A 19,961-nucleotide genomic window follows, 5' to 3' on the forward strand; every position below is an offset into this window, starting at 1 on the left:
TCACCCAACCTAGCCCGCTGACACCCACGCGACCAGAGGCCCGATGCGGATTTTTCATGTCATATTGATGACGCTGGCTTTGCTGGCCGGGGTTTCAGGCGCGCAGGCGCAGGGCGCGTTCGGGGGCGGTGCGCCGCATATTTCCGCGCATCTGGTGGCCGAAAGCGCCACGCCCGCACCGGGCAAGACGACGAACATAGCCTTTGCCATGGTGCCGGAAGCGGGATGGCATGGCTATTGGGAAAATCCGGGCGATGCCGGCCTTGGCATGACGGTGAGCTGGACATTGCCCAAGGGCGTGAGCGTCGGTCGCCTGCGCTATCCGGTGCCCGAAACGCTGCTGATTTCGGGCCTGATGAACCATGTGTATGAAGGCCCCTATGGCATATTGGCGACCCTGACGGTTGCGCCCGATGTCGCGCCAGGCACGCGCCTGCCGGTGCGGGTGAAGGCGCAATGGCTGGCCTGCACCGACAAGGTGTGCGTGCCGGAAAGTGGCGAGATGGCGCTGGATCTGGTTGCGGGCGACGGGCAGGTGGCGGCAGCCGATCGGGCGCGGTTCGACGCCTGGCGCAGCCATCTGCCGCGGCCGCTGGGGTCCGAAGCGACCTATGCGATTGCCGATGGCAAGCTGCGCCTGTCCGTACCCTTTCCCGCCGATGCGCAGGCGGATCAGGTGCATCTATTTCCCTTGGGCGAAGGGCTGGCGCGCTATGCCGCGCCGCAGAGCGTGACCCGCGATGGTGACCGGCTGCTGGTGGAAACCGATGCGGGCGAGGGCGGCAAGGGGGGCGCGGTGCAGGCGGTGCTGGCTACGGGCGACCATGTCGGCTTTCTGCTGACGGCCCGGCCCGGCCAGGTGGCGGCATCGGGCGGCGGCGTGACCGGCGCGATCCTGATCGCGCTGGGCGGGGCGCTGCTGGGCGGGTTGCTGCTCAACATCATGCCCTGCGTATTCCCGATACTGGGCCTCAAGGCCATGAAACTGGCGAAGGCCGGGGGCGATGAGCGGACCGTGCGGCGCGAAGCGATCGCCTATGCCGCCGGGGTGATCGCTACCTGCCTGGCGCTTGGCGCGGCGCTGCTGGCGTTGCGCGCGGCGGGGGCGGCTGTCGGCTGGGCGTTCCAGTTGCAGGACCCGCGCATCATCCTGACGCTGCTGCTGCTGGTCGGCGCGATCGCTTTCAATCTTTCGGGCCTGTTCGAATTGCACGCGGTCGGCGGGGGCGAGGGGCTGGCGGGCAAGGGCGGCATGGCGGGCGCCTTCTGGACCGGGGCGCTGGTCGCCTTCGTCGCGACGCCCTGTACCGGGCCATTCATGGGCGCGGCGATGGGCGCGGCGCTGGTGCTGCCGCTGGCCGCCGCGCTGGCGGTGTTTGCCGGGCTGGGGCTGGGGCTGGCGCTGCCCTTCCTGCTGCTGGCCTATATCCCCGCGCTGCGCACACGGCTGCCGCGACCGGGGCCGTGGATGGGGCGGTTCCAGAAGATATTGTCGATCCCGATGTTCCTGACCGCGCTGGGCCTGGCATGGCTGCTGGGGCAACAGCGCGGCGTGACGGGCATGACGATCGGGCTGGCCGCGATGCTGGCGCTGGTGCTGCTGCTCTGGTGGCTGGGTAGCCGACAGCGGGCCGGGCGGGGCGGCGGCTGGATCGTGGCGCTGGCGGCCCTTGCGGTGTTGGGCGGGGCGGCGGCGCTGCTGCCGTCGCGCGCGCCTGCCGCCGCCGCGCAGGAGGGGGCGGCGCTACCGTTCGACGAAGCGCGGCTGGCCAGCCTGCGCGCGGCGAACAAGCCGGTATTCCTCTATTTCACCGCCGACTGGTGCCTGACCTGCAAGGCCAATGAAGCCGCCGCGATCGACCGCGCCGAGACCCGCGCCGCCTTCGACAAGGGGGGCGTGACGGTGATGGTCGGCGACTGGACCAATGCCGATCCGGCGATCACACGCTTTCTGGAAGGCCAGGGCCGGTCGGGCGTGCCGCTCTATCTCTGGTATGCGCCGGGCAAGGAGGCGCAGACGCTGCCGCAATTGCTGACGCCCGCGACGCTGACGGCGCTGGTGGGCTGATGGCGAAGATTCGCGCCGACCAGCTGCTTGTCGACAATGGCCTGGCGGAAAGCCGTGCGCGCGCGCAGGCGCTGATCCTCGCTGGCCTCGTCTTTCTGGGCGACAGGAAGATCGACAAGGCCGGGCAGCAGATCGCGCCCGATGCCGAACTGGACGTACGGGGCCGGGACCACCCCTGGGTGTCGCGCGGCGGCATCAAGCTGGCCCATGCGCTGACCGAATATGCCATCGATGTCACCGGCATGGTGGGGCTGGACGTGGGCAGCTCGACCGGCGGCTTTACCGACGTGCTGCTGACCAATGGCGCGGTTCGCGTCTATGCGGTGGACAGCGGCACCAACCAGCTGGCGTGGAAGTTGCGCAGCGATCCGCGCGTCATCGTCCATGAACAGACCAGCGCGCGCATCCTGACACAGGCCCATATTGCCGAGCCGATCGACATCATCGTGTGCGACGCCAGCTTCATCGCGCTTGCCAAGGTATTGGAACGGCCGCTGACCTTCGCCCGGCCCGGCGCGTCGCTGGTGGCGCTCATCAAGCCGCAGTTCGAGGCGGGACGTGAGGAGGTCGGCAAAGGCGGGGTGGTGCGCGATCCCGCGATCCATGATCGTGTCTGCCAGGACGTGCGCGCGTGGATAGAAGGGCAGGGCTGGACCACCATCGGCATCACGCCCAGCCCGATCACGGGACCGCAGGGCAATGTCGAATTTTTACTCTATGCCCGGCTTGGTGGATAAGCGTCCTGTATTCGTTATTTGCGACGTTGTTACATCTTGCGACAAAAGGCCATGTTGTGTCGCATCGAAAGGCCCGATAGCCCTCCACCATGCGCAAATCCCTGTTTCTTATCACCGCCCTATGCCTTGCCGGTTGCAGTGGCGACAAGACATCCAAGCCGCGCCAGGCAGCGCTGGTCGAGGCAGCGCCGATTGCGAAGGCGGATTTTGCCGATACGCTGGATGCCGTCGGCACGGCGCTGGCCAATGAACAGGTGATCCTGTCCGCGCCCGTGACCGAACGGGTCACCTCGATCAACTTTGCCGATGGCGGCTATGTCGCCAAAGGGCAGGTGATCGCGACCATGGCGATCGCGCAGGAACAGGCCGAACTGGCCGCGGCGCAGGCGCAGGCCTTGCAGGCGGGGCAGCAACTGCAACGGGTGCAGGCGCTAAAGGCGCGCGGCTTTGCCACGGCCGCCTTGCTGGACCAGCAACTTGCGCTGGCCAACGCAGCCAAGGCCAGTGCCGACCAGAGTCGTGCCGCGATCAACGACCGGGTGATCCGCGCGCCCTTTGGCGGCTGGCTCAGCCTGCGCACCGTGTCGCCCGGCGCAATCGTGACGGCGGGCACGGCCATCGCCACGGTCAGCGACATTTCACGGATCAAGCTGGACTTCACCGTGCCCGAAACCCGCCTGTCGACCATTCGCGAAGGGCAGACGATCCGCGCCGTGTCCGCCGCCTGGCCCGACCGGCCGTTCAACGGCACGATCGCGACCATCGACCCGGTGATCGACCCCGCCACGCGCGCGGTGCGCGTCCGCGCGATCCTGCCCAATCCTGATCATGCGCTGAAACCGGGCATGTTGCTGACCGTCAGCATCGTGTCGCGCCAGCGCCAGTCGCTCGCGCTGCCCGAACTGGCGGTGGTGGGCGATGGCGAGGATCGCTTCGTGTTCGTGGTGGAGGATCGCAAGGCCAAGCGGGTCAAGGTCGATACCGGGCTGCGGCAAAACGGGCTGGTCGAGATATTGGGCGGGGTGAAGGCGGGCCAGCAGGTGGTGACCGATGGCGTCGTCAAGCTGAGCGATGGCGTGCCGGTGCGGCTGGCAGGGGACAAGCCCGCGCCGTCCTCCAAATCGGCGGGGTAGGGCACCGCCATGCAATTGTCCGACCTGTCCGTCCGCCGCCCGGTATTCTCCGCCGTTATCGCGATCCTGCTCTGCATCGTCGGGGTGGTCGGCTATCTCAGCCTGTCGGTGCGCGAATATCCTGACACCGACCCGCCGATCGTGTCGGTGGAGACCATCTACACAGGTGCTGCCGCTTCGGTCGTCGAAACCCGGATCACCCAGCTGATCGAAGACGCCGTCGCAGGCGTTCAGGGCATTCGCACCATCACGTCGACATCCCAAGACGGCACGTCCGACATCAGCATCGAATTCGATCCCTCGCGCGATATCGACACTGCGGCGAACGATGTGCGCGATCGGGTGGGATCGGTGGTGGAGGATTTGCCGGAAGAGGCGCTGGCGCCCGAAATCCGCAAGGTCGACGCCGATGCGCGGCCGATATTATACCTGTCCTTTTCCCGCCCCGGCTGGAGCGAAATCCAGCTGAGCGACTATATCGACCGCAACATCGCCGATCGCTTTTCCGCCATTGACGGGGTGGCCCGCGTCACGATCGGTGGCGAGGCGCGTCCATCGACGCGTGTGTGGATGAACGCCGAACGGCTTGCGGCCTTCGGCCTGACGCCAGCCGACGTCGAAAATGCGCTGCGCACGCAGAATGTCGAACTGCCCGCCGGTCGATTTGAATCGAAGGATCAGAACCAGACGCTGCGCGTCGAGCGGCCCTTCGCCACGCCCGACGAGTTCGCCCAGTTGGTGGTTGGCCGGGGCGCGAATGGCTATCAGGTCAAGCTGGGCGATGTCGCCCGGATCGAGGAAGGGGCGGAAAATCCCTATAGCAGCTTCCGTTCCAACGCGGGGACGGCCATCGGCCTGGGGATCGTGCGGCAATCGGGCGCCAACACGCTGGAGGTGGCGGACAAGGCCAAGGCGCTGGTCGAGCAATTGCGCCCGAACATGCCGCAGGGGATGCGTGTGGCGGTCGGCTCCGACGAGTCGCTGTTCATCAGCCGGGCGATCGACAATGTCTATGACACGCTGCTTGAAGCGGCGCTGCTCGTCATCCTCGTCATCTTCCTGTTCCTGGGCTCGGTGCGTGCGACGATCGTTCCCGCCATCACCGTGCCGATCTGCCTGCTGGCGACCTGCGCGGTCATGTGGCTGCTTGGCCTGTCCATCAACCTGCTGACCTTGCTCGCGTTCGTGCTGGCGATCGGGCTGGTGGTGGATGACGCGATCGTCGTGCTGGAGAATGTCTATCATCGGATCGAGCAGGGGGAGGACCCGCTGGTCGCCTCTTATCTCGGTACGCGGCAGGTGGGTTTTGCGATCATTTCAACCACATTGGTCGTGTGCGCGGTGTTCGTGCCGGTGATGTTCCTGGCGGGGCAGACCGGGCTGCTGTTTCGCGAACTGGCGGTCGCGATGATCGCCGCCATCGCCTTTTCGGGCTTCATATCGCTCAGCCTGGCGCCGATGCTCTGTTCCAAGCTGCTCAACAATGCCGAACGCGGGCGGCTGGCGCGCTGGGTGGATGCCCGGTTCCAGCGGCTGGAGGGCCGCTATTCCCGCTGGCTGGACCATGTGCTGCGCAAACCACTGCTGCCGTTGATCGGCGTCGGACTGTTCCTGGCGCTTGCCGGGGGCATGTTCACCCTGCTGCCGAACGAACTGGCACCGGCAGAGGATACCGGCGTCGTCGACAGCCAGATCAGCGCGCCGGAGGGCACCGGCTATGACCGGATGCTGGCCTATATGCGCAAGATCGAAGCGGCGCTGGCGCCGCTGCGGGAAGATGGGACGCTCCAGAATCTGGTCGTCCGCACCCCCGCCGGTTTCGGCACGTCGGACGATTTCAACAGCGGCAACGTCATCGCCTTCCTGCGCCCATGGGAGGACCGCACGATCACGACGGCGGAAGTCGCGACCATCATCAACAAGGTGATTGCCGAGCAGCCCGGCGTGCGCGGCAACGCCGCCCCCCGGTCGGGCCTGGGGCGCGGGCGCGGGCTGCCGGTCAATATCGTGCTCGCTGGTTCGACCTATGAAGGGCTGGTGGCGGCGCGCGATCGCGTCTTTGCGGCGGCGGCCAACTATCCGGGGCTGATCAACCTGGACAGCGACTATAAGGAAACCAAGCCGCAGATGCGGATCGACGTCAATCAGCAGCGCGCGGGCGATCTGGGGGTGTCGGTGAATGACATTAGCCAGGCGTTGCAAAGCCTGCTGGGGTCGCGCCGCGTGACCACCTATGTCGACCGGGGCGAGGAATATCGCGTGCTGGTGCAGGCTGAACAGGAGGGACGCCAGACGCTCGCCGATCTGGAGCGGATTCAGGTGCGCGCGAACAATGGGGCGCTCGTCCCGCTGTCGGCGCTGGTCACGGTGCGCGAAGTCGCCGGGCCGCGCCAGCTCAACCGCTATAACAAGCTGCGCGCGATCACTTTGTCAGCGGCGCTGGCCCCCGGCACGTCGCTGGGGCAGGCGCTCGCCTTTCTGGAAAATGAAGCGCGCCAGTCGCCCGAAGTGCTGGCGATCGGCTATCGCGGCGAAAGCCAGTCGTTGCGCGAAACCGGCGGGTCGATCTGGCTGATCTTCGGCCTCACCATATTGATCGTCTATCTGCTGCTGGCCGCGCAGTTCGAAAGTTTCATTCACCCCGGCGTGATTATCGCCACGGTGCCGCTGGCGGTGGCGGGCGGTGTGCTGGGGCTGATCATTACGGGCGGATCGGTCAATCTCTACAGCCAGATCGGCATCGTCATGCTGGTCGGGCTGGCGGCCAAGAACGGCATATTGATCGTCGAATTCGCCAACCAGTTGCGCGACGAGGGGATGGAGGTGGCGCAGGCCATTCGCGAGGCGGCGACCCGGCGTTTGCGGCCGATCCTGATGACGTCGATCGCCACAGTCATCGGCGCGGTTCCGCTGGTGATTCGCGGGGGCGCTGGCGCTGCTGCGCGCAATTCGATCGGCGTGGTCATCGTGTTCGGGGTCAGTCTGGCGACGCTGATAACATTATTCCTGATCCCCATATTCTATTCGCGTGTTGCGAAGCGGACCGTTTCTCCGCAAACCGTTGGTCGCAAGCTGGATTCGGCGTTGAAGGATTCGCCCGATCCAGCCGAATAGGATGAGCGTGGAGAAGCGTTGCCGATGAACGAAATCGCGTCCCCCGGCCAGTTGCGCCTTGCTTATCTGCGCTGGGCGCTGGTGACTGTGCCGGTCATCGTCCTGCTGGGTTTTCTGTCGGGCCAGCTCGCCAATAGCGGCTTTGGCAATCGCTGGTTCGACGCGCTGGAAAAGCCGGCGCTGATGCCGCCGGGCTGGGCGTTTGGCGTTGCCTGGACCATCCTCTACATCGCCATGGCGCTGGCGCTGGCAATCGTGCTGCATGCACGCGGTGCCAACGGGCGGGGCACCGCCATCGCCCTGTTCATGGTCCAGTTTGTCCTGAACCTCGCCTGGTCACCGCTATTTTTCCGCGCACATCAGGTCGGCAGCGCGCTGGTGCTGATCCTTGTCCTGATTGTGCTGGTCGCCATCACGACCTGGCTGTTCAGCCGCATCCGCCGTGTCGCGGGCTGGCTGCTGCTGCCCTATCTGGCCTGGCTGGCCTTTGCGTCTTTCCTCAATTTTGAGATTAATCGCCTGAACCCGGACGCGGAAACCCTTGTCGCGCCCGCGCTCCAGACCCAGATATGAGTTTTGGCGCGGCTTTCCGCGCCCGTTGAGAGGATGAGCATCATGCAGAGCGAGAACCGCTTTTTCGACGATCTGGCCAAGCTGGTGAACGGCGCAGCCGGGACCGTGGCGGGCATGAGCCGCGAGTTTGAAGCCAATGCGCGCGAGAAGGCACGGGAATGGATGGGCGGCGCAGACTTTGTGTCGCGTGAGGAATTTGATGCGGTCAAGGCGCTGGCCGCCAGTGCGCGTGAAGAGGTTGAACTGCTCAAGGCGCGCATCGACGCGTTGGAAGGCAAGACCCCTGAACCGGTCAAGAAAAGCGTCAAGGCGACCAAGCCCAAGCCCGGCGGGGTGGACTGATCCTGTCTGTCCTTTCATCCTTCACGGTGTTAAGGCGCGCCGATGATGGATAGTGACGAGTTTGAACATGGCGGCCAGGAAGCCGCGCCGATCGACATGCTGGCGGCGTATTTCGAGGCGCATGGCTGGACCTACGAGCAGGTTGGCGAGGATGAGATCGTCGCCAATACGCAAGGGTCGTGGGCGCAATATGAACTGCGCGGCATCTGGCGTGACGAGGATCAGGTGCTGCAACTGCTGGCGCTGCCGGACATTCGCGTCACCGACGAAAAGCGGGGCACGATCTACGAGGCGCTGGGGCTGATCAACGAACAGCTGTGGCTGGGCCATTTCGAGCTTTGGTCGTCGAGCGGCATCATCCTGTTCCGCCACGGTGCGCTGCTGGGCGTTGGCGGCACACTGACGCTGGATCAGGCGCAGTTGCTGGTTGAAACCGCGATCGACGAGTGCGAGCGTTTCTATCCGGTGTTCCAGTTCGTGCTTTGGGGCGGCAAAAGCCCGACCGAGGCGATTGCCGCCAGCCTGATCGAAACCCGCGGCGAGGCCTGAGCGCGCGATGACGATCTGCTGGCCCGATCATCTTTTCCTTGTCGGCTGCGGCAATATGGCCGGGCAGATGCTGGCGCGCTGGCTCGATTGCGGGCTTGATCCCGCGCGGGTAACGGTGCTGCGGCCAAGCGGGCGGCCGGTTGCCGATGGCGTGGCAGTCGTGACGACCTATCTCGCCACATTGCCGGCCGGAACGACCATATTGCTGGGCATGAAGCCCTATCAGATTGCTGATGTCGCCACGGCGCTGGCACCCTTGTGCGGGGCGGACGTGCGGATCGTCTCCATCCTGGCGGGTACGCCGATCGCCGATTTGCGGGCGCGCTTTCCGGCCGTGCGCGACATGGTGCGGGCGATGCCTAACCTGCCGGTGGGACTGGGAGAGGGCGTCACGGCGCTGTTCGCCGACGACAGGACATCCGCGCAGGCCAAGGCCGAGATCGGCGGACTGATCGAGCCGCTGGGCCTGGCCGAATGGATTGGCGATGAAGTGCTGTTCAATCAGGTGACGGCACTATCGGGATGCGGCCCCGCCTTCCTGTTCCGCTTCATCGACGCGCTGGCGCGGGCTGGCGAAGCGCTGGGCATCCCTGCCGATCAGGCTGCGCGCATGTCGCTGGCGACGGTGCAGGGTTCGGCCAACATGGCTGCGCGAGCGAGTGACAGTCCGGGCGTGCTGGCCGACCGGGTCGCCAGCCCCGGCGGGATGACGCGCGAGGGGATGAATGTGCTGGACGCCGACGACCGCCTGCTGACCCTGATGACCGACACGCTGGCCGCTGCCCGCGATCGTGGCGAAGCCATGGCGCGCGGGGCTTGAACCTGACCGGAGCCATTATGCTGACCCCCGACACGCCTATCCTGATCCTGACCACTGGCGGCACGATCGACAAAATCTATTTCGATGCGCTGTCCGATTATCAGGTCGGCGAAACCGTCATGGCCCGTTTGCTGGATGTGGCGCGGGTCAAGCGGCCCTTTCGCGTCGAGGAAGTCGTGCGCAAGGATAGTCTGGAACTGGACGATGCCGACCGGGCGTTGATCCGTGCCCGCGTCGCCGCTGCGCCGGAAAGCCATATCGTCATCACCCATGGCACCGACACGATGACCGATACGGCCAAGCTGCTGGCCGATATTCCCGGCAAGACGGTGGTGCTGGTGGGTGCGCTGGCCCCGGCGCGTTTTGGCGAGAGCGATGCGAGCTTCAATCTTGGCATGGCCTTTGCCACCGTTCAGGTGGCGGAGCCCGGCATCTATATCACGATGAGCGGGTCCGTATTCCGCGCCGACGCGGTAGTGAAGGACCGCGCGAAGGGCGCCTTCGTTCCGATCGGCCAATAGGTCCGACCCTGCCGGGCGGGAACCTCCCTCAACAGCCGCGCATTATGCGGCCATCTATCATGTTGAGGAGGAGAGGATCATGGCCGATTATCAGGAGCGTCCGGCAACGACGACGACGACAGTGATCGAAAAGCGCGGCAGTGGCGGCATGACATTTGCGATCCTGCTGCTCGTCGTCGTGGTGGCGGTCGCCGCCTTCTTTCTGGTCAGCAGCGAGACAAGCAAGGATAGTGCCGTGACCAGCGCCGCGACGCAGGTGGGGCAGGCCGCCAGCGATGTCGGCGACGCGGCACAGGATGCAGTTGGCAGCAAGGGCGAATAAGCCCGCATTGCGTTCATAAAAAAGGGGCGCGCCTTGCGAAAGGCGCGCCCCTTTTTTGCGTCAATGGCTGATGTCAGCCTTCGACCTTGGCATATTTCGGCGCGGCTTCGTTGAGGATCGCGAGGATCTTCTTGAGCGCGGCAGGCTCGTCCGTCTCTTCCATCGCCGCCAGTTCGCGGGCGAGGCGGCTGGACGCAGCCTCGAAAATCTGGCGTTCGGAATAGCTTTGTTCCGGCTGGTCATCGGCGCGGAACAGGTCGCGCGTCACTTCGGCGATCGACACCAGGTCGCCCGAATTGATCTTCGCTTCATATTCCTGCGCGCGACGCGACCACATGGTACGCTTGACCTTGGGCTTGCCCTTGAGCGTTTCCATCGATTCTTCGAGCGTCTTGTTGGACGAAAGCTTGCGCATGCCCACGCCTTCCGCCTTGTTGGTCGGCACGCGGAGCGTCATGCGCTCTTTTTCGAAGCGGAGCACATAGAGCTCCAGCTCCATACCTGCGATCTGCTCCTTTTGCAGTTCGATCACACGGCCCACGCCATGCTTGGGGTAAACGACATAATCACCAACGTCAAAGGACAGCGCCTTGGCAGCCATTTGGAACCTTTCCAATCAACCGGGGAACGGGGCCGTCGCGGAACATATGCGCTAGGGGCATATGCATGAGGGGTCCACGGCGCCACCGTCAGGACATGAAGCTAATTCTCCAGGGACGGACAGGAGGGTGTCCGACCGTTGGGAAGGTACATAGCAGATTCGTAACAAAATTGCCACCCCCGGACATAATCGCCGGGCGCGCTTGGCAAAAGGAACAAGAAGGCGGCGGCATGGGGCCGCCCGGATCAGTCGCCTGAGCCGGGTTCGGGAGAGAAATATTTCTCCAGCTTGCCTTCAACGCCCTTCATTTCGTCGGCGTCGGCGGGCGCTTCGCCCTTGACCGTGATGTTGGGCCATTCAGCCGAATATTTGGTGTTGAGTTCCAGCCATTTTTCCAGGCCATTCTCGGTATCGGGCAGGATCGCTTCAGCCGGGCATTCCGGCTCGCACACGCCGCAGTCGATACATTCGCTTGGATTGATGACCAGCATATTCTCGCCCTCGTAGAAACAGTCCACGGGGCAGACCTCGACGCAATCCATATATTTGCAGCGGATGCAGTTGTCGGTCACGACATAGGTCATTGTCAGGGCACTCTTGGTTGGAAAAGCGCGGTCCTGCTATGCGCAGGCACGCCCAAGGTCAATGAGGATAATCTTGGCAGCCGACAGCTTGGGCTTCATCCCCCGACCGTCAATTCCTCATAACAGCGCTGCGCTTCCACCGCGGGGCCACGGCGGACCGGCAATTGCGCCACGCGCACCACGCGCACGCCCTGGCCATGGGGGAAGGTGATGAGGTCGCCCACGCGGATGGCCGCGTGGGCGCGTTCGATGCGGCGGCCATTGACGCGGATATGGCCGTCCTCGGCCAGTTTCTGCGCGCTCGACCGGCTGGGGCACAGGCGGACGAACCACAGATATTTGTCGATACGCAGCGTGGGGCCATGGCCGCCCACCGCGACCGGATCAGCCATTGCGGCCGAGCAGCGCGGCAAGACCGGCAAAGGCGTTGTTGGCTGGCGCTGCGGGCGCTCTGGCGGGCGTTGCGGCGGCAGGGCGGGGCGCTGGCCTGCCGCTGCGTGGCTTGCCCTCGCGCGCCGGGGCGGGCTGCTGCTGGGGGGCGCGCGCTTTTTGGCGGCCCTTGAATGTCCAGTTGGGCTTGCCTTCTTCCGCGCCTTCGACGGGGCGGAAGCCCGCCGCGCGCATCAGCGCCAGGAAGGCGGGTTCGGACAGGCCGAGCGAGACGATCTGCGGACTGGCGACGGTGAAGGCTTCGCCCTTGGCAATGGCTTCATGCGCGGTGCGGGCCATGCGTTCGGCCATGTCGATGCGCAGCATCTGTTCGCCAAAGGTGCGGAAGCCCGCGATCCGCGCGCCCATCTGGTCGAATTTCTCGCCCGCCGGGATCAGGGTAAGGCCGGGCAGGGGCAGCGGCAGGCAGGGCTTGCCGATCCGCGCCGCCAGCAACGCGCCGCGCCAGCGTGCCGCGCCCGGCTTGAGCAGGCCGGGATGATACAGGTCGAGCACGCCAATATCGATGCCCGCCCGGCGCAGCAAATGGCGCTGATCCTTGTCCAGATGACCCAGCGCCGAATCGAGATCGGTGCGCGGGCTGACCCCGCCAGCGTCGCCCAGTTGCGCGAACACGGCGCGCACCACGGGGGGAACCTGCGGATCGGCGGCGCTTTCGGCCATCTTGACGAGCGGCAGCAGATGCTTCTGCTTTTGCGCATCGAAGCAGTTGGTCAGGCGCGCCGATACCTGCTTCTGCACATCCTGATCCAGCGCCAGAATCGCGCGATCCAGCCGGATTTCGGGAGTCAGCAGGGTTGGCCCGGCCAGCAGCGTCGCGACCGGCGTGCCGTTCCACGCGATGCAGGGCGCGTCGCCCGCTGCGTCCAGAAGCGCGAAATCCACGTCCGCCGCGCCGATCAATTCGTCTGCCTTCACCCGTAATACCTTTCCAAGGCGCCTTTCCGCCGCAGCCAACAGCAATTTCCTGTCCTGATGGCGCGTAGCGGGATCGACCGAGAATCGGAAGCCGTCAAGTCGTCCTATCGTTTCGCCATCTACACAGACATTGCCGTCGGGCTCCACGGTTACGGGCAACTGGTTCACATTTTGGCCGATGTCGCGCAACAGAACGGTAGTGCGGCGGTCGACGAAACGCTGCGTCAGCGCGGCGTGCAGCGCGTCGGACAGTTTTTCCTCCAGCGCGCGCGTCCGTTCGGCCATTTCGGCGGGGTGGGCCAGCCAGTCGGCGCGATGGGCGATATAGGCCCATGTCCGCGCCGCCGCGATCCGGCCCGACAGCGTGTCGATATCCCCCTGCACCGAATCGAGCCGGGCGAGTTGCTGGGCGAACCAGTCGCGCGGAATATGGCCGTTTCCTTCCGACAGAAACTGCCAGATGCGATTGACCGTGCGGGCATGATGGTCCGCGCCCAGTTTCTGAAAGTCGGGCAGGCCGCACGCATCCCATAGCCGGGCGACCTGTCGCGGGCCGCGCACCCGGTCGATGACTTGCGGGTCGGCGGCCATGCGCTTCAGCACGGCAAGGTCGACCGCTTCCGGCGCGGCGCGCAGTTCGGGACGGTCGGGCCGCGTCTCCAGATCGGCGACCAATGTCGCCAGACTGTCGAGCCGGGGTGCGCCGTCGCGCCAGTATAGATGCTCGATGGGCGGAAAGCGGTGCGCCTCTATCGCCTCTATCTCTTCCGGGGTGAAGGCGGCATGGCCATCTTCCCCGCCCAGGCTGCCGAATGTGCCGTCCTTGTGATGGCGGCCCGCGCGCCCGGCGATCTGCGCCATTTCCGCGACGGTCAACCGGCGGCTGCGGCGGCCATCGAACTTGCGCAGCGACGCGAAGGCGACATGGGCGACATCGAGATTGAGGCCCATGCCGATCGCGTCGGTGGCGACCAGATAATCGACCTCGCCATTCAGGAACATCTGCACCTGCGCGTTGCGAGTGCGGGGGCTGAGCGCGCCCATCACCACCGCCGCGCCACCGCGAAAACGGCGCAGCATTTCAGCGACGGCGTAGACTTCCTCGGCGGAGAAGGCGACGATGGCCGATCGTTTGGGCAGGCGGGACAGCTTCTTTGCGCCCGCATAGGACAGGGTGGAAAAACGCGGCCGACCGATAATGTCGACATCGGGGATCAGCGATTTGACCAGCCGCGCGATGCTGGCCGACCCAAGGATCATTGTTTCTTCCCGCCCGCGCGCGCGCAGCAGCCGGTCGGTGAAGATATGGCCGCGTTCCGGGTCTGCGCCGATCTGCGCCTCGTCCAGAGCGACAAAGGCATAATCGGACTGGCCCTGGGTTGCGGCTCCGGCCTGTCGGCCTATGCCGAGCGGCATGGATTCGGCGGTGCAGAGGAAATAGCGGGCCTGTGGCGGGACGATCTTTTCCTCGCCCGTGATCAGCGCAACCTGGGCCGGTCCCTTGATCGCCACCACCCGGTCATACACTTCGCGCGCCAGCAATCGCAGCGGAAAGCCCATCATGCCGCTGGAATGGCCGCACATGCGTTCGACGGCCAGATGGGTCTTGCCGGTATTGGTCGGGCCCAGAACGGCGGTAACGGGCGAACGGGTGAACTGGACCATGGCCCATTCTGTCGGGCAGGACGGGTTCGGGGGCAAGCGGATTCCGTGGTTCCATGGTCTGCCGCGATCCTGTCGGACCGCTGGCACCGTTCGTCGCATGGATGCGTGTCGCGGCCCCGTCTTAAATTGACTTTAACCTTGGGCGTTCACAACAGTCGCGCTCGACGCACGGCGCGCGGGGCCGTTGCGGACGCAATGAGAAAATGCCCTGGGGGTCGCGGGTTTGTTTCAGGAAAGCCAGTTTGGATCGCAACAGGGCGGCGCGTCCGTGTCGCTGTGGCTGGCCGATTCGATCGCCCGGACGCCGGTAGCCCAGCCGCCGCAGGACTGGCGCGCGCGTTTGCGCGAATGGTCGGACGCGGTGGAACTGGTCCCCGATCTTGGCCAGCGCGTCGGCAGCCTGACCTGGTTTCGCGGCCTTGCCACCTGTATCGGCCTGTGCGCCACGGCCATCTATCTGTCGCCCGGTTTTCAGCCCGTGCCCGGCGCGCCCGGCGCGCTGCTTGGCGAAAAGCAGTTCGACGAAGTGCGCAGCCAGATGATCACGCCATTGGCGCTGGGTGCGGACAGTGGCCATCGCATGGGATCGACCGATGCGGTCCAGCCGCTGCGCCAGACACCCGAACGCCCCCAGATCGAATTGAACGCCCAGGTCGGCAGCAGCGATACGCTATCGCGCGCCTTGTCGCGCGCTGGCGTGAGCAGCGGTGACGTGGCGACGATCAACGCGCTGGTCGGCAGCGATGTCGCTGGCGGGGTGAAGCCCGGCACGCGGCTCGACATCATATTGGGCCGCCGCGCCAGTCGCGACCGGCCCCGGCCACTCGACAGGCTGGCGTTCCGCGCCCGGCTCGACCTGGGGATGGAACTGACGCGCGCAGGTGGCGTGCTGTCGGTCAAGCGCATCCCCATTCGCGTCGACGATACGCCGCTTCGGATTCAGGGCGTGGTTGGCGACAGCATCTATCGCTCGGCCCGCGCAGCCGGTGCGCCGCCCAAGGCGGTGCAGGCTTTCCTGCGGGTGATTGCGGGGCAGGTCGATCTGGGCAGGATCGGGGCTGGGGACCGCTATGACATCGTCACCGCCTATCGCCGCGCCGAAACCGGCGATGTGGAGGTCGGCGATCTTCTCTATGCCGGCCTCCAGCGCGCCAGCGGCAAGTCCATCGACATGCTGCGCTGGACCAAGGATGGCCGCACCGAATGGTTCGAGGCGTCGGGCGTGGGCGAACGGCGCGGCGTGCTGTCATCCCCGGTCGCGGGGCGCATGACGTCGGGCTATGGCATGCGTCGCCATCCGATATTGGGCTATACGCGCATGCACGCGGGCGTCGATTTCGCCGCGCGCTACGGATCGCCCATCTATGCGGTGACGGACGGGGTTGTCGCCTTTGCCGGGCGGCATGGCGGGCATGGCAATTATGTCCGCATCCAGCATGGCGGCGGCCTGGCCAGCGGCTATGCCCATATGAGCCGCATCGCCGCCGCGCCGGGTCAGCGGGTGCGCCGCGGGCAGGTGATCGGCTATGTCGGGTCGACGGGCCTGTCGACCGGACCGCACCTCCATTATGAACTGTATCGCAATGGCGCGACGATCAATCCGCTGTCGGTGAAGTTCACGACGACCGCACAACTGGCCGGGGCCGAACTGTCCGCGTTCCGGGCCAAGCTGGCCCAATATAAGGGGCTGCATGTCGGCGAGCAGGACCGCTTTGCGCAAAAGGCGCTGGGGCCGGTGACGAGCGGGAAATAAGCCGCTTTCCGCGCTGCCCCTGCTTGGGTAGAGGGCGGACATGACCACGCCCATCACCGCCATCCTGCTTGCCGGATCACGGCCCACGCCCGATCCTCTGGCGGTCGCTGCTGGCGTGGCGATCAAGCCGCTCGCCCCGGTCGCGGGCCAACCGATGATCAATCATCCCGCGCGCGCGTTGCTGGCGCATCCGGCGGTGGGGCAGGTCATCATCCTGACCCAGTCGTCCGCCCCCTTTGCCGCTGATCTAGCGACCGCTTGGCTGACGACACATCCGCAGGTCCGGTTCGAGCAGAGCGGGGCGGGCATAGCCTCCTCCCTGCTGGCGCTGCTGGAGCGGGGCGATGTCCCCTTTCCGATCCTGCTCACCACTGCCGATCATGTGCTGCTCGACAGCGCGATGCTCGATCAGTTTACGCAAGAGGCCGCAGGTGCCGACATCGCTGTGGCGATGGTGGAGCGGCGCATATTGCTGGCGCGCTATCCTGGGTCGCGCCGCACCTGGCTCAAATTTCGCGATGGCTGGTGGTCGGGCGCCAATATCTTCTGGTTCGGCAGCGACCGGGCGCGGTCCATCATCGCCTTGTGGCAGGAGGTCGAGCAGGACCGCAAGAAGGGGTGGAAGATCGTATCGGCCTTTGGCCCGGTTGCGCTGATCGGCACGCTGCTGCGCCTGTTGACGCTGCGCGGCGGGATTGCGCGGATCGGGCGGCGCTTCGGGCTGACCGCGCGGCTGGTGGCGATGGAGAAGGCCGAAGCCTGTATCGACGCCGACAAGCCGGACGATGTCGTGCTGATCGAACGGATCGTCGCCGCGCGCGGTTAGGCGCGCAATCACCTTGATCCGTTCGTTTCGAGCGAAGTCGAGAAATTCGCTTGAAGGGGCGTCGGGCGGTGGCCTGACGCCCTGGGCGGTGATCGCCGGCAATGAAACATCGGACGGCTTCGGCCTGTCGGCCCATGGCACGCTGGTCGAGGTCAAGGATTATGACTATCAAAGCGCTGGCGTCGCGATCGGCATCCGCGATCGCATCGAGCTGAGCTACACGCATCAGGATTTCAACACGAACGAGATTGGCGCGGCGCTGGGGCTGGGCAAGGACTTCGCCTTTTCGCAGGATATTTTTGGCGCGAAGGTCAGGCTTGCGGGCGATCTGGTCTATGACCGGCTGCCAGCCATCGCGGTCGGCGTTCAGTATAAGAATAATAATCAGGGTGCGATCGTCCGAGCGGTAGGGGCCAAGGGAGACGAAGGCGTCGATTATTATGCGTCGGTCAGCAAATTATTCCTCTCGCGCTCCATCCTGCTGTCGGCGACCGCGCGCCTGACCAAGGCGAACCAGATGGGGCTGCTGGGCTTTGGCGGCGGGAAGCAGGGCAATCATACGCTTCAGTTTGAAGGATCGGCCGCCTGGCAATTGTCGCGCCGCATTGCGATCGGCGGGGAATATCGGCGCAAGCCTGACAATCTGAACATCGCGCGGGAAGATGACTGGTTCGACGCCTTTGCCGCCGTCGCCATCAGCCGCAACATAACTGCGACCATCGCCTATGCCGACCTGGGCTCGATCGCCACGGTGAAGAAGCAGCGCGGCGTGTTTCTCCAGCTTCAGACCGCCTTCTAAAGGACGCATGCCCATGTCCATCATCCTCTCGCTGCTCTTGTTGCAGGCGCCCTATGCTTTGCCGGGGGAGGCCGTCGTGGACCCTTATGTCGCCGACAATCGCCACGCCGGGGCCGTGCCTTTTACGGGCGACGGCATGGTGAAGGCATTTGGGGGGCAGGATGGCATCCGCCGCATCGTCGATCGCTTCGTCGCGATCAATTTCGCCGACCCGGTGATTGGCGAGATTTTCGCCAATCATGACAAGGTGCGCCTGAAGCGAATCTTGTTCGAGCAATTCTGTTTCATCCTGAATGCCGGCTGCACCTATAGCGGGCGGGACATGGCCAGCGCGCACAAGGATCTGGGCGTGCAGAAGGCGGACATGAACCGCCTCGTCGAAACGCTCCAGCGCGCGATGAGCGAGGAAGGGGTCAGCTTCCAGGCGCAGAACCGCTTTCTCTCCAAACTCGCGCCGATGCGCCACGATGTGATCGAAAAGTAACGTTACGCCTGCGTTCTGGCTGAAACCCTTTCTCCTCGCGTTGGTTTAACTTGTGGAAATCACGCAAGGAGTATTCACATGGGTGAAGTAACCGACAAGTTGAAGGCCGCTGGCAACAAGGCGGCGGGCGCCGTCAAGGAAGGCATCGGCAAGGCGACCGACAATGAGCGCATGGAAGCCGAAGGCTAGGCGCAGAAGGCCAAGGGCACGGCTCAGGACGTTTCCGGATCGGTCAAGGGCGCCCTTGGCGACAAAATCTGATTTCGAATTGCTCCCAAGCAGGAGAAAGCCCCGCCCTTATCCGGCGGGGATTTCTTTATCCGCCAGATAGGCGCGCACGTCCCGGCGCAATTCGCCCGCGCACAGATAGAGCGCGATGACATTGGGGATCGCCATCAGGAAGAAGCTGCTGTCGACAATGTCGACGACACGGCCAAGGTCGATCGCTGCTGCGGGCGGCAGGGCGACGATGTAGAGGATTTTATAGGTCCATTGCGCGCGCGGACCATGGCCGAACAGATAGCCCCAGGCCTGCAAGCCGTAAAATCCCCAAGCGACCAGCGTCGAATAGGCGAACAGAAACACCACGACCGCCAGCAGCCAGGGGAACCATGGCGACACCTGCGCAAAGGCGGCGGAGGTAATCGCAATGCCCTCCAGCCCCATATTCCATGTCCCCGCGACGACCAGCGCCAGACCGCCCAACGCGCACACGATCATGGTGCCGAGCAGGGGTTCAAGCAGCGCGACCAGCCCTTCGGACACGGGGTGGCGCGCCCGTGCCAGACTGTGCGCCATCACGGCCGATCCGACGCCCGCCTCACTGGCGAACACCGCGCGGCGCATCCCGGCGACGAACGCGCCCACAGCGCCACCTGTCGCCGCCTGGCCATTCCACGCCCCGTCCCAGATCAGCGCCAGCGCGCCGGGGATGGCGTCCAGATGCAGGATCAGGATCGCCAGCACGCCAGCCAGATAGACTGCGACCTTGAGCGGGGTCAGCCTTTTGGCGACTTCCCCCAGCCAGGCCGCGCCGCCCAGCGTCACCAGCGCGACGGCCCCGGCCAGAAACACGCCATAGGCCCATCCATTGGTCAGGCCCGTCACCACCTTCACTTGCGCGAAACTCTGATTGACCTGCACCATCGGTATGGCGCCGAACAGCGCGAAAAAGGCGTAGGCACCGCCCAGCAGCATGCCGATTTTCGGCCATCCGCGCGCAGCGCCGACGGATTTGAGCACATACATCGGCCCGCCATGAACATGGCCAGCATCGTCGAAGATGCGATATTTGAGGCCCAGCGTGACCTCCGCCATCTTCACCGTCATCGCGAACCAGCCGATGATGAACATCCACAATATCGCGCCCGGTCCACCCATGGTCAGCGCCACCGCAACGCCCGCGATATTGCCAAGCCCGATCGTGCCGGACAGCGCCGTGCTGAGCGCTGCCCACTGGCTGACATCGCCCTTTGCCTCGCCCTTGTCCGGCTGGGTCCGCAATATGCGGATCGCGCGGCCGACCTGGGTGATATTGGGAAAGCCCAGCCACAGGGTGAAGAACAGCATCGGCAGCGCCAGATACAGCACGATCAGTTCGATCTGCGCGCCCGCCACGGGCACCTTGAAAAATACCGCGCCCGATAGCGCGTCGATAAAGCCATTGAACCTGTCCATCGCGCGGGGATGCCGCGAGGCTGCT

19 protein-coding genes and 1 pseudogene are annotated in these 19,961 nt (G+C 65.1%); 15 read left to right on the top strand and 5 right to left on the bottom strand.

The annotated features are described in order from the left end of the window. The first annotated feature begins 43 nt into the window (after positions 1–43). The 10 genes from IWY39_RS16280 (at position 44) to IWY39_RS16325 (ending at position 10,179) form a co-directional block, all read left to right on the top strand. The gene (locus IWY39_RS16280; protein ID WP_107123747.1) at positions 44–2,068 is read left to right on the top strand and encodes a protein-disulfide reductase DsbD family protein; all 2,025 of its coding nucleotides are present in this window, start codon (positions 44–46) and stop codon (positions 2,066–2,068) included. Further along, positions 2,068–2,805 (top strand): TlyA family RNA methyltransferase, encoded by a 738-nt coding sequence (locus IWY39_RS16285; protein ID WP_107123746.1) that lies wholly within the window; start codon positions 2,068–2,070, stop codon positions 2,803–2,805. The genes IWY39_RS16280 and IWY39_RS16285 overlap by 1 nt, the downstream gene beginning before the upstream one ends. Positions 2,806–2,894: 89 nt before the next feature. After that, complete coding sequence (locus tag IWY39_RS16290; RefSeq protein WP_017182194.1) at positions 2,895–3,938, top strand: efflux RND transporter periplasmic adaptor subunit; 1,044 nt, start codon at positions 2,895–2,897, stop codon at positions 3,936–3,938. A 9-nt stretch (positions 3,939–3,947) separates the two neighbouring features. Then, positions 3,948–7,052, top strand: a complete 3,105-nt coding sequence (locus tag IWY39_RS16295; RefSeq protein WP_107123745.1) for an efflux RND transporter permease subunit — start codon at positions 3,948–3,950, stop codon at positions 7,050–7,052. Positions 7,053–7,076: 24 nt separating this feature from the next. Further along, complete coding sequence (locus IWY39_RS16300) at positions 7,077–7,625, top strand: TspO/MBR family protein (protein WP_107123744.1); 549 nt, start codon at positions 7,077–7,079, stop codon at positions 7,623–7,625. 42 nt (positions 7,626–7,667) lie between these two features. After that, positions 7,668–7,967 (top strand): accessory factor UbiK family protein, encoded by a 300-nt coding sequence (locus IWY39_RS16305; RefSeq protein ID WP_107123777.1) that lies wholly within the window; start codon positions 7,668–7,670, stop codon positions 7,965–7,967. Positions 7,968–8,009: 42 nt separating this feature from the next. Then, complete coding sequence (locus tag IWY39_RS16310; RefSeq protein ID WP_017182190.1) at positions 8,010–8,516, top strand: YbjN domain-containing protein; 507 nt, start codon at positions 8,010–8,012, stop codon at positions 8,514–8,516. Positions 8,517–8,523: 7 nt separating this feature from the next. Beyond that, a complete protein-coding gene (locus IWY39_RS16315; RefSeq protein ID WP_107123743.1) occupies positions 8,524–9,336 on the top strand; it encodes a pyrroline-5-carboxylate reductase family protein in 813 nt (270 codons plus the stop codon). A gap of 17 nt (positions 9,337–9,353) precedes the next feature. After that, positions 9,354–9,857, top strand: a complete 504-nt coding sequence (locus IWY39_RS16320) for an asparaginase domain-containing protein (protein ID WP_017182188.1) — start codon at positions 9,354–9,356, stop codon at positions 9,855–9,857. Positions 9,858–9,936: 79 nt separating this feature from the next. Beyond that, positions 9,937–10,179, top strand: coding sequence for a hypothetical protein (locus tag IWY39_RS16325; RefSeq protein ID WP_107123742.1), 243 nt, complete (start codon positions 9,937–9,939; stop codon positions 10,177–10,179). 73 nt (positions 10,180–10,252) lie between these two features. Here the strand turns inward: IWY39_RS16325 and IWY39_RS16330 are convergent, their stop codons facing one another. The 4 genes from IWY39_RS16330 to IWY39_RS16345 all read right to left on the bottom strand — a co-directional run bounded on the left by IWY39_RS16330 (position 10,253) and on the right by IWY39_RS16345 (position 14,397). Beyond that, positions 10,253–10,780 carry a CarD family transcriptional regulator gene (locus IWY39_RS16330; RefSeq protein ID WP_017182186.1) on the bottom strand — a complete coding sequence of 176 codons (528 nt, stop codon included), beginning with the start codon at positions 10,778–10,780 and terminating at the stop codon, positions 10,253–10,255. 245 nt (positions 10,781–11,025) lie between these two features. Continuing rightward, entirely contained in the window at positions 11,026–11,364 is a 339-nt protein-coding gene (gene fdxA / locus IWY39_RS16335) for a ferredoxin FdxA (protein ID WP_006963738.1), read from the bottom strand. Between the two features lie 95 nt (positions 11,365–11,459). Then, on the bottom strand, positions 11,460–11,756 hold the full coding sequence (locus IWY39_RS16340; protein ID WP_017182185.1) for an RNA-binding S4 domain-containing protein: 297 nt from the start codon (positions 11,754–11,756) through the stop codon (positions 11,460–11,462). Beyond that, the gene (locus IWY39_RS16345) at positions 11,749–14,397 is read right to left on the bottom strand and encodes a helicase-related protein (protein WP_107123741.1); all 2,649 of its coding nucleotides are present in this window, start codon (positions 14,395–14,397) and stop codon (positions 11,749–11,751) included. Before IWY39_RS16345 ends, IWY39_RS16340 begins: the two co-directional genes overlap by 8 nt. A 223-nt stretch (positions 14,398–14,620) precedes the next feature. Here IWY39_RS16345 and IWY39_RS16350 point away from each other — a divergent pair, with 223 nt between their 5' ends. From IWY39_RS16350 to IWY39_RS16370, 5 genes and pseudogenes are all read left to right on the top strand, one after another. Next, positions 14,621–16,150 (top strand): M23 family metallopeptidase, encoded by a 1,530-nt coding sequence (locus IWY39_RS16350; protein ID WP_107123740.1) that lies wholly within the window; start codon positions 14,621–14,623, stop codon positions 16,148–16,150. Positions 16,151–16,190: 40 nt separating this feature from the next. Next, on the top strand, positions 16,191–16,976 hold the full coding sequence (locus IWY39_RS16355; RefSeq protein ID WP_107123739.1) for a nucleotidyltransferase family protein: 786 nt from the start codon (positions 16,191–16,193) through the stop codon (positions 16,974–16,976). A 13-nt stretch (positions 16,977–16,989) separates the two neighbouring features. Beyond that, positions 16,990–17,775 carry a DUF3034 family protein gene (locus tag IWY39_RS16360; RefSeq protein ID WP_229380578.1) on the top strand — a complete coding sequence of 262 codons (786 nt, stop codon included), beginning with the start codon at positions 16,990–16,992 and terminating at the stop codon, positions 17,773–17,775. A 7-nt stretch (positions 17,776–17,782) separates the two neighbouring features. After that, complete coding sequence (locus IWY39_RS16365) at positions 17,783–18,259, top strand: group I truncated hemoglobin (protein WP_107123738.1); 477 nt, start codon at positions 17,783–17,785, stop codon at positions 18,257–18,259. Between the two features lie 78 nt (positions 18,260–18,337). Continuing rightward, positions 18,338–18,520 (top strand): annotated as a pseudogene (locus IWY39_RS16370) (CsbD family protein). Between the two features lie 36 nt (positions 18,521–18,556). Here IWY39_RS16370 and IWY39_RS16375 read toward each other — a convergent pair. Next, positions 18,557–19,936 (bottom strand): alanine/glycine:cation symporter family protein, encoded by a 1,380-nt coding sequence (locus IWY39_RS16375; protein ID WP_107123737.1) that lies wholly within the window; start codon positions 19,934–19,936, stop codon positions 18,557–18,559. Between the last annotated feature and the right edge of the window lie 25 nt (positions 19,937–19,961).

The organism is Sphingobium sp. JAI105, from assembly GCF_015752145.1.
Classification (GTDB): Bacteria; Pseudomonadota; Alphaproteobacteria; order Sphingomonadales; family Sphingomonadaceae; genus Sphingobium; species Sphingobium xenophagum.

Coding starts and splice junctions, on each gene's coding strand:
- IWY39_RS16280 (WP_107123747.1), top strand. CDS start 44: ATGCGGATTTTTCATGTCATATTGATGACGCTGGCTTTGCTGGCCGGG.
- IWY39_RS16285 (WP_107123746.1), top strand. CDS start 2,068: ATGGCGAAGATTCGCGCCGACCAGCTGCTTGTCGACAATGGCCTGGCG.
- IWY39_RS16290 (WP_017182194.1), top strand. CDS start 2,895: ATGCGCAAATCCCTGTTTCTTATCACCGCCCTATGCCTTGCCGGTTGC.
- IWY39_RS16295 (WP_107123745.1), top strand. CDS start 3,948: ATGCAATTGTCCGACCTGTCCGTCCGCCGCCCGGTATTCTCCGCCGTT.
- IWY39_RS16300 (WP_107123744.1), top strand. CDS start 7,077: ATGAACGAAATCGCGTCCCCCGGCCAGTTGCGCCTTGCTTATCTGCGC.
- IWY39_RS16305 (WP_107123777.1), top strand. CDS start 7,668: ATGCAGAGCGAGAACCGCTTTTTCGACGATCTGGCCAAGCTGGTGAAC.
- IWY39_RS16310 (WP_017182190.1), top strand. CDS start 8,010: ATGATGGATAGTGACGAGTTTGAACATGGCGGCCAGGAAGCCGCGCCG.
- IWY39_RS16315 (WP_107123743.1), top strand. CDS start 8,524: ATGACGATCTGCTGGCCCGATCATCTTTTCCTTGTCGGCTGCGGCAAT.
- IWY39_RS16320 (WP_017182188.1), top strand. CDS start 9,354: ATGCTGACCCCCGACACGCCTATCCTGATCCTGACCACTGGCGGCACG.
- IWY39_RS16325 (WP_107123742.1), top strand. CDS start 9,937: ATGGCCGATTATCAGGAGCGTCCGGCAACGACGACGACGACAGTGATC.
- IWY39_RS16330 (WP_017182186.1), bottom strand. CDS start 10,780: ATGGCTGCCAAGGCGCTGTCCTTTGACGTTGGTGATTATGTCGTTTAC.
- fdxA (WP_006963738.1), bottom strand. CDS start 11,364: ATGACCTATGTCGTGACCGACAACTGCATCCGCTGCAAATATATGGAT.
- IWY39_RS16340 (WP_017182185.1), bottom strand. CDS start 11,756: ATGGCTGATCCGGTCGCGGTGGGCGGCCATGGCCCCACGCTGCGTATC.
- IWY39_RS16345 (WP_107123741.1), bottom strand. CDS start 14,397: ATGGTCCAGTTCACCCGTTCGCCCGTTACCGCCGTTCTGGGCCCGACC.
- IWY39_RS16355 (WP_107123739.1), top strand. CDS start 16,191: ATGACCACGCCCATCACCGCCATCCTGCTTGCCGGATCACGGCCCACG.
- IWY39_RS16365 (WP_107123738.1), top strand. CDS start 17,783: ATGCCCATGTCCATCATCCTCTCGCTGCTCTTGTTGCAGGCGCCCTAT.
- IWY39_RS16375 (WP_107123737.1), bottom strand. CDS start 19,936: ATGGACAGGTTCAATGGCTTTATCGACGCGCTATCGGGCGCGGTATTT.